8 protein-coding genes are annotated in these 8,462 nt (G+C 43.0%); 1 reads left to right on the top strand and 7 read right to left on the bottom strand.

Going from position 1 to position 8,462, the window contains the following annotated elements; translation table 11 throughout:
• Positions 1-675 precede the first annotated feature (675 nt).
• On the top strand, positions 676-1,638 hold the full coding sequence (locus tag AB4405_RS15915; protein ID WP_372061781.1) for a 4'-phosphopantetheinyl transferase superfamily protein: 963 nt from the start codon (positions 676-678) through the stop codon (positions 1,636-1,638).
• A 144-nt stretch (positions 1,639-1,782) separates the two neighbouring features.
• Here the strand turns inward: AB4405_RS15915 and AB4405_RS15910 are convergent, their stop codons facing one another.
• The 7 genes from AB4405_RS15910 to AB4405_RS15880 all read right to left on the bottom strand — a co-directional run bounded on the left by AB4405_RS15910 (position 1,783) and on the right by AB4405_RS15880 (position 8,460).
• A complete protein-coding gene (locus AB4405_RS15910) occupies positions 1,783-2,181 on the bottom strand; it encodes a thioesterase family protein (protein ID WP_372061780.1) in 399 nt (132 codons plus the stop codon).
• 264 nt (positions 2,182-2,445) lie between these two features.
• Entirely contained in the window at positions 2,446-3,642 is a 1,197-nt protein-coding gene (locus tag AB4405_RS15905; RefSeq protein WP_372061779.1) for a mechanosensitive ion channel family protein, read from the bottom strand.
• Between the two features lie 165 nt (positions 3,643-3,807).
• Positions 3,808-4,389, bottom strand: a complete 582-nt coding sequence (locus AB4405_RS15900) for a hypothetical protein (RefSeq protein WP_102469317.1) — start codon at positions 4,387-4,389, stop codon at positions 3,808-3,810.
• 9 nt (positions 4,390-4,398) lie between these two features.
• On the bottom strand, positions 4,399-5,709 hold the full coding sequence (locus AB4405_RS15895; protein ID WP_372061778.1) for a hypothetical protein: 1,311 nt from the start codon (positions 5,707-5,709) through the stop codon (positions 4,399-4,401).
• Positions 5,709-6,863, bottom strand: a complete 1,155-nt coding sequence (locus AB4405_RS15890; RefSeq protein WP_372061777.1) for a hypothetical protein — start codon at positions 6,861-6,863, stop codon at positions 5,709-5,711. Before AB4405_RS15890 ends, AB4405_RS15895 begins: the two co-directional genes overlap by 1 nt.
• A complete protein-coding gene (locus AB4405_RS15885; RefSeq protein WP_372061776.1) occupies positions 6,850-7,518 on the bottom strand; it encodes a hypothetical protein in 669 nt (222 codons plus the stop codon). Before AB4405_RS15885 ends, AB4405_RS15890 begins: the two co-directional genes overlap by 14 nt.
• A gap of 3 nt (positions 7,519-7,521) precedes the next feature.
• A complete protein-coding gene (locus tag AB4405_RS15880) occupies positions 7,522-8,460 on the bottom strand; it encodes a hypothetical protein (protein WP_372061775.1) in 939 nt (312 codons plus the stop codon).
• Between the last annotated feature and the right edge of the window lie 2 nt (positions 8,461-8,462).

Raw genomic sequence — 8,462 nt, 5'->3', positions numbered from 1 at the left:
ACAGAGGGTGATGTCATGTTTTGATGCTGGGCTTTTGGGTATAGGGAAGAAAAATCTGTTGTAGATTTTAAAAAGCGCAGCCGAAAATTTAGGTTGCTAGCTATTGGCAACCAGGGTGAAATTCGACCTATAAAATGCAATTTATTGCACTTAGTGAGGTGATGGTTCATGCGCAACGTCTGCGCTGGCTAACTGGGGCGATGCTCATTAAATCCTGCTTAAAATACGACCAAGCTTGGCTCGTGACGTCGCGATAAAAATGATTAAGTATCTGTCATGGTTGAGCAGGCTACCGGACACGGCTTTTTGATACAATGCTCATACCGTTCATGACCATCTCTTCAGACCAGTTGAAGAAAGACAAAAACACGATTAATGCACAAATACTCACACTAAAGCACTGATTAAAAAGAGATTAGAGTAATTACTCAATAATTTTATGCAAGATTGTGACAAAATGCGATCTAGCTATCATTTTCATAAGTTTTGTAATTTCAACCCTGATAAATAAGGGCAAACAGCAAGATATGTCAAAATAATCCTTGCAAGCCAAAATGCTATACTACGCTAGTTTTATGACATTAATCAGCTCAAAAATGTCGATAGATTCATTGCTATATAGCGGGTATGATTCGAGGGTTTTAAATACATAACTATACAATGAGGAGTAATTATTTGGATGGTCGTTTAAAGGTCATATTATGGCTCTGCCCTCTTCGCGACTTGCCAACAGAAGCTGAGCTTACCAGTGTAATAACGTCGTGGTTAAGCGATGAAGAATTGCACAAGGTCAACCGCTACCGAAAGCAAGACTCTCAAGTTCAAGCGCTCTTTGTGCGAGGTTTTTTACGTGTCATATTGTCTCAATATTCTGATATTAAGCCGGCACAATGGCGTTTTGAATACGGAGATAAAGGCAAGCCGCGGTTATGCTCGAAGCAAAAGCAACAAACCGGCCTGGACTTCAACCTAAGCCATAGCAAAGACCACTTATTGATCGGCGTTTTACAAAGTCATCATAGAGAACATACGTTAGGTGTGGATATAGAGCACGCAAGACAAGGAACCGACATTTATTCAATCATGAGTCACTACTTTGCAAATAGTGAAGTTCAGGAACTGATGAGACTGGAAGAAAACGCACAACGCGAGCGTTTTTTTGATGTGTGGGCACTAAAAGAATCGTACATCAAGGCAACGGGGAAAGGACTCGCTACTTCATTAAAGCGTTTCTATTTTGATTTTTCAAACCAACAACGACAACACTTAACGCTTAATGAGACTCAAGGCCCTCAAAAAAAAGAACGTCATTTCGAAATATACCGCCAGCTTCCAATTATATTTATTGGCGATGACCATTCTCAAACAGAGGGTTCACAAGCAGAGCAGTCATCAACCAACAGTTGGGTGACCACCGAGAGAAGAACAACAAAAGATCCCGATACAGTAGATACAGTAGATACAGTAGATACAGTAACTTTGCTTTCATCTACATCACATTGGCAAAGTATTCTTGGACGTCTGGATAGTGATTATCGCTTTGCTCTGACGGTGGGAGGGAGCAAAGGTGAAATTTTACTAGAGATGAATACCTTTACCCTAACCAACCTGGAGCAAGAAAACTTAAATCAAGCATAAAATATGCGAAGCTAAAACAGGTAAAGCGCTCACTATAGAGCGCTACCTAGCGCCTAGCCAGACGCATCGTTTCAGGGAGATGTAAGGATTGGAGTTTCACGGCTATATGCTTCGACGGTATACCCATGAAATAAGGTTACCGCACTACTGAAACATTGCCGTCAAAATATCATCCGGTACCGGTTGCAGGCGTTTTTCTTTATCAAGGCACACCATTTCAATATCGCCGATGACAGCAGGCTTAGTCGCGCCCTTACGCCAAACTTCCTGCCGCCATAAGGTTTTGTACTTTCCATCCAACTCAAACGAGGTGCGAATGTCACATATTTCCGCAAACTCTACGCCATCTTGAAAGGTCATATTCGCTTTATAAACCGCAAAACCTAAACCATGGTTATTCCAAAGCTCTGCCAGCTTATCACTGCCAAGCACATGCTCGCGGGCACGCTCAAAGTACTTTAGAAAATTAGGATGATAAACCACCCCGGAGTGATCCGTATCTTCATAATAAATTTGTACGGGATGGTGAAAGGTCTTGCTCATTAGTCGATGATCTCGTGATTGGCTTAAGATTGATATTCGTTTCGCTGATGAGTTGCTTAAATAGCAACCACCAGCATAATTGTACTGCACAGCGTTGCACTCTACCCTATCTCTTTCTGTCACTTCAATGAGCGCGGGCAAAGTTAATGACTAGTCAGACCTCAGAGGGGACAGCGGATGGGCTGATCTGTTTGAACTGTTAATTGTTAGTCGCTATGAGCGGTAACTTCTTGAGTAGTCGCGACCTGAGCCGTTGTAGTTTCACTAGGAAGCCTTTTGCGACATGTGGCTTAGTGAGGGTTCAAGATACATCACGTCTTGGAACGCTCTTAGATCAAACAAGTATAAAATTGAATAGAGATGCTCAAATATCTCCGACTGGACCTCTTCAAAGTGATTCCAATCAGTATTTCGCGTAAAACAATAAATCTCAATGGGCACCCCTTTCGCGGTTGCACTTTGCTGACGAACAATCATGGTGTGTTGATCATTAATGTCAGTGCGAGACTTAAGGTAGGCCTCGACGTACAAGCGGAACAACCCTGCGTTTGTTATGCACCGTTTGTCAATATTATCACCCATTTCTTTGAGTCTATGGCTTTCACAAAGTTGTTGGATCTGAGTGCTAATCAGTGGTACGTGAGCCAACTGATTAACCTTATCCATCGTCAAGAACTTAATGCTGCTGATGTCTAATGAGATTGACCTTTTTATGCGACGCCCCTGTGTGGTCATGCTTCGCCAGTTTTTTAACCCAACATTCAAGATCTCATAAGTGGGTATTATAGAGGTAGTTTTGTCCCAGTTTTCAACGGTAATAACACTTAAGGTGATGTCTTTAATAACGCCATCAGCGTCGTACCGTTCTACTTCGATCCAATCCCCTTTACGAACTAAACGATGTATGTTGATTTTAACCGCTGTGACCATCCCTAAGATGCTGTCTTTAAAAACAAGTAACAACACCGCAGACATCGCACCAATACTACTCACAAAAGCCATCGGCGGGATTTCCAGTAAAATAGCCAGCATCATAATAATCATCAACGCTGAGCTTGTGAGCTTAATCAGTTCCGCAAACGGCTTAATGGGTATATTAGTCAGCTCATCCTTGTCGGTAATCTTGGCCTCTAAAAAATCAAGTACTGAGTGCATCATGAGCACTGCGAATAAGATAACCCCGACTTCAGCTAGCTTGCTATACCACCCTTGCACACCAAAATAACGGAACCAAAAAATGGAAAAGACAAAGCCAACGAAGTACTGAGAACGATGAATAAATCTCACTTCATAGGTTTTTTTAACTCGATTCAATTTAAAATCAAGACCGCGAGTTAACGTGGCGCGTACCAACCATGGGATGAGACAAAACGAGATGATGGTTGCTGCAATCTGAAAGAAATGCTTCTCCGTCTCAGAGAATGTTTGGTAAAGGCTTTTTAGATATTCAAGATAATCCATAGTGAAATCTTATTTTAGGAGGAATGGAGATAGGTGCTGGAAGTCGCTTTCTACTGTCGTACTTGGCGATACTGTCATGCCGAGTCGTAACACGTAATCCAATCACCTCGAGATATAGCGAAGGAAGGAGCACCTGTGTCTGGGTAATCATCAAAATGCTCAAGGCTATTGAGTGAGGCGTTTCAACTCACTTTCTAAGTCATTCATTGCCTTTTGCGTTTTAAACTCTTCGTACATGGCTTCTTGGTCATTAGGATCTATCTGTGCACCAGTGCTCGCCACAAGGTCATCAAAATAAGTGGCTAACGTCGCGCTATCAAGAACCGCCATCGCACAGACTTGACGCTGGCCAAAGATCTCGCCAACGTCGAGTTTAACGATCTGAGAATGTCTTAACCTCACTTGTGATATTTGTTTACTTACCGATTCAAACGTCTCGCCAACCGAGGTTCCATCGGTATTGCTAACCAATACCGTGGCATGGCGATCCATATTGGTTGCCTTCATATTAATTGATTGAATCAGGCTGGTTCTTGCTTGGCTCTCCGCTCTTTTTTTATCCAGACTAAAGTTTCCTGATGACGAGGCACAACCTACCGCTGCTAATCCATCATCAACGGAAGGCGAATGTACCCAATCTCCTAATTGCTTTTGCTCATTGGCATGGGCAACCGTTACGGTTACCGTTAAAGACGTCATAACCAAGGTGAGCAGTGTTTGGGAAAATGACTTAGATCGACGTTGCATGGTGTACCCTTATTTCAAAATCAATTTATTGTTTGAGATGGAAGACATCGATAGACCACGGTCTATCGCTTGCTCAATTCGTGGAACATAGGTTTGGGCCAATAACTGAGTATCTAATAAGGTTCTAAATTCAACTTGAACCTTGTCTTGCTGGTTCATAACCGTTGCTTCACTAAATAACGACTCTGAGCGCAGCCATTCGGTCAAGCCTGCCAACTTAGCAGGTGTTAAAGCTGGCATGTCAATTGTGACCACCTTGCCGCCTAGCGTCGTGATGTGTTGCAACGCTTGCTCGACACTTACCGCAATCTCGTCTTGTGCTAATTCAAGGTTTACCGCAACAAGCCTAGACTCCACCACATCACTGTTTGGTAAGGTAATCATTTGCGGCACATTGGCCCAATGCGAGAGTTGCTGAGACAACCTATCAAGCAGCTGCATGTTGAGTGATAACTGGGCGGTATCTTCTAGGGGAATAAGCTTAGAGCTTGCTTTTATTATGATGTCAGCGTTGTCTGCTCTTAAACTGGTAATATAGCCAAGCTCACTTATCATCGTAGCCAGTGATGAAGTGACTTGGTCACTCTCTGCGTAAATAAAGAATCTTGGTTTACCAGCAAGATAATAGTCGTCATCGATGAACTGTTTTAAAGCAACCACGTCAATATCGACATTCATCAAAACCGTAATTTGGTCGGCATTATCGGTTTTGCCGGTATGATTAATTTGATCGAGCAATGTCCAATCTTTAATGAACGCTTGATGGGCTCGTGCAAGACTTTGATAAGGCTGAGCATCAACGACAAGTTGACTGATTGCCTGCATCACCGCCAGCTCAAAGGCATTATTTTGTGCAGTGTGAATAGCGGTCATAGAGCTTGAGGCATGCCCAACTGCTTCTATTCTGAAGCTGGCCTCAAGCGCTTCGTCATGCCAGATCCAATTCTCGCCATGGTCTGACGTATTGTTAAGTGGTAGCACTGCTGAAACGCAGCTTTCACTGCCTTGCAAGAAACTTTCACCCAGCGTTACGGTGAACTCGCCATTACCATGGGCTTGCTCAAACCCAGCGACGTCCCACAGTTGTGCCTCGTATTCTTTTACTTGCCTGCTGGTTAATGCTGCATACGCCGTTCGATATGCCTCGACAGCTTGGGTGTTTGCCTGTACCTGTGCGCGCTCAATAACGGATGCACCCCGCCCATAGACGCAAGATGAATAAACCAATTCGGCGTGGTCTTTTTGAAATATGAATTCACTGGCAGTGGCGTTCATAGACAAAAAGATGGCGCTAGATAGCGCCAATCTTAATATCATCATTACAATGTCCCACTCGCTGAGATTCTATGTTCGAGGAACCCTTGTGGTGTGCCCACACTCACTGCAAAAAGCTTCGCATCTCGCGCTGGGCGATAGATATTACCATCTGCTTCCTGTTTGATACGCTTGGCATCTTTTGAATCCTTCCAACGTACGATTCGTCCTTGCGACTCGATATCACTAGGGTTAACCCGTGCAACGCCAACCGGCTCAGCAAAGCCAAGGCTATATTCAAACACGACCATGGTTTCATCTGGCAAAATACCTGCGTTTTGCCCACGATCTAACGAGATCCTGTCGCCACGAATACCGATCACTTGCGCCGTCGCGGGCATCTCAGACAACATACGGCTCAAGGCAATGCCAAAGCCACGTGTCGACATATCGTTTAGTACCGCAGATACCGCATTAGCGTCATAGATATCAAACCCGCCTTCTATTTTCCCAGATTGCATCCAGAATTTCATTTCGTCTAGCGACTTAACATCACCAGTACGAACCTTTATCTTACCGACATTTGGATAGCTGATTTTTTCTTTGGTATAAGGGTCAACAAACCCGACAGTAAAATCGAGACTAAGGTCGACAAGGTTGGTTGAACCACCAGTCACGAGCTCGCCGGTTTTCACCGAATCGATAGTCATGGCGTAATCCGGGTGAAGCACGCCATTTTTCATGCGGCTTGCCAGCTCACTGTCAGACATTCCTTGGATAGAATCGCCAAGGAATGAAACCGAACGGTCATCACCGGTCACAATACGAAATCGATTTAATCCAACCAATTGGTTTTCAAATTGATTTAATAACTTACGCCCATCATAAGCTCGAACCGACGACAACCAGTCATTCGGATTTTCAGTATCAGCTGTAATAGGATCGCTCATATACAAACGCAGTACTTTCTTACTCAATGGACAGTCAGGATGCTCACTGTTGACTTCAAAAGTACATTTATCCAAACCACGGGTACTGTAATACGCTGGTAACTCGATATCGTTGTCTTTAAATGCTTCTGGCGCCTTGCCATATTCATAGCCAGATGCCCCATTTTGTGTCGCGGTTTGTAAGCGACTTTCTGCCCTTTCTGTCGATTGGCAACCTACAAGAGTCAAGGCAGACAATACACTGAGAGTCAAAACACTACGACGCATCATTGTTTCGCTCCACACGGGCTTGAATGGCTTTATCGGCTTCCTCCATCTCTTTAATAAAGGCTTGCTCGGCACTGATTAGGCCGTTGCTTTCGCTAATCAAGGAAACACGCGTTTTCATCTCATCATAAACGAACCCAATTGGATGCTCTTCTGGGTCAATAGCCCCTGTCACCATTTTGATCGCTTCTGCTTGAGCAATTGGTACCGCATTTTCGGCATAGACCTGAGCGACGGTTACCGATTGAACACCTAAATTCACCGCGAGGTCTAAGTTAGCACTAAAAATGTCACCCTGGGCTTTGGTATATTCGTCATATTTTTTCTTTAGCTTTGGATCTTGGTCCAGAAGAACAATAATCTCCTCCTTAGACTTATCTGCATGGATAGCGAAAAACTGCTCTACATCTTTATGATTTTTACGTATTTCTTGGTACTTCCCTGTCACCTCACATTGACGCTGCGCCACCGTCAGTATTGCCATTGAAGCAGTATCAAAAGAAGGCGAATACTTCGTAAAGTCTTGAGTATGTTCCTGACATTGTGAATCAATATTAGTGAGCAACTCTTCACGGTCGTCCCAAACACCTACCTGAGTTGACATACAGCCAGTAAGCATGACCGAACCCATCACTAACGATAACAGTTTAATTTTCACAATTTATACTCCGAGTATATCAATCAAAATGTCCTCACCGACATCATTCAATAACAACTGATGCGTAGCATCCTCTGCCGATTGAAGTGAATCAGATGGTGGACTTATATAGTTATAGTGTTTCGTAAAAATTGATTGGTGTTGACCCTTTTGTCGCAACTCAATCTTTACATCTTCTTTAATTAAGAATTTGTTATTTCTCTTTGCATTCTGACGCTTTACTGATACAAAAAACTGATAATCGACTTCGCCTTCAGTTGCCAAACCCTTTTGACGTAATGAGTCAGACAATATTGACGCAATTCGCTGGCCACTCATATTATTAACAACCGTCCAACCACCTAAAGATATTAATACCTTGACCTCTCTATTTATTTGGATGTAGTCATTCATCCATTGTTTAGATTGGGCGTTGAGTTCCTTTTTCTGCTCTAGTCCAATAAGAATACTGTGCATAACCTGAACCGTATCGAGCTTCTTTTCTAGCGATAATAGAGTTCGAATCGAGTCTAGTGGTGTTTGGTTCCGAATCGCTTCAAGCTCAATTTTTGCTTCTGACAAACCTGCAATAATTTTATTTATGTAAAATGCAGACATCACTGTTCGATTAATACTGATCGTAACGCTTGATTGACCATCAACATATGTGTTGTCTTTAATATTGTACGGGGGAAATGGTACTGAGTCGGTCTTAAGTAACGACGTCTCTATAAAAATTTCATTTATCTCGCCATTGTTAAACTCTGACAATGATTCTGTCGTCACTTGTATTTGTGACGACATTCTTTGGGCGAGCGCCGCTAATGCACTTTTTTCAGCCCTAATTTGATCCGAACCAATACCTAGACTATAAATGCTTTCACTATTATCTTTGGGCGTAACAATTCCTGCTGTGGTATGACAAGATATCATCACAGACAATATTATTATTAACTGTTTCATTA

Origin of the sequence: Vibrio sp. 10N.261.51.F12 (assembly GCF_041471725.1) — a bacterium.
Taxonomy (GTDB): domain Bacteria; phylum Pseudomonadota; class Gammaproteobacteria; order Enterobacterales; family Vibrionaceae; genus Vibrio.
Note: the sequence above shows the minus strand (reverse complement) of the source record. Positions and strands in the feature narration are given on the sequence as shown.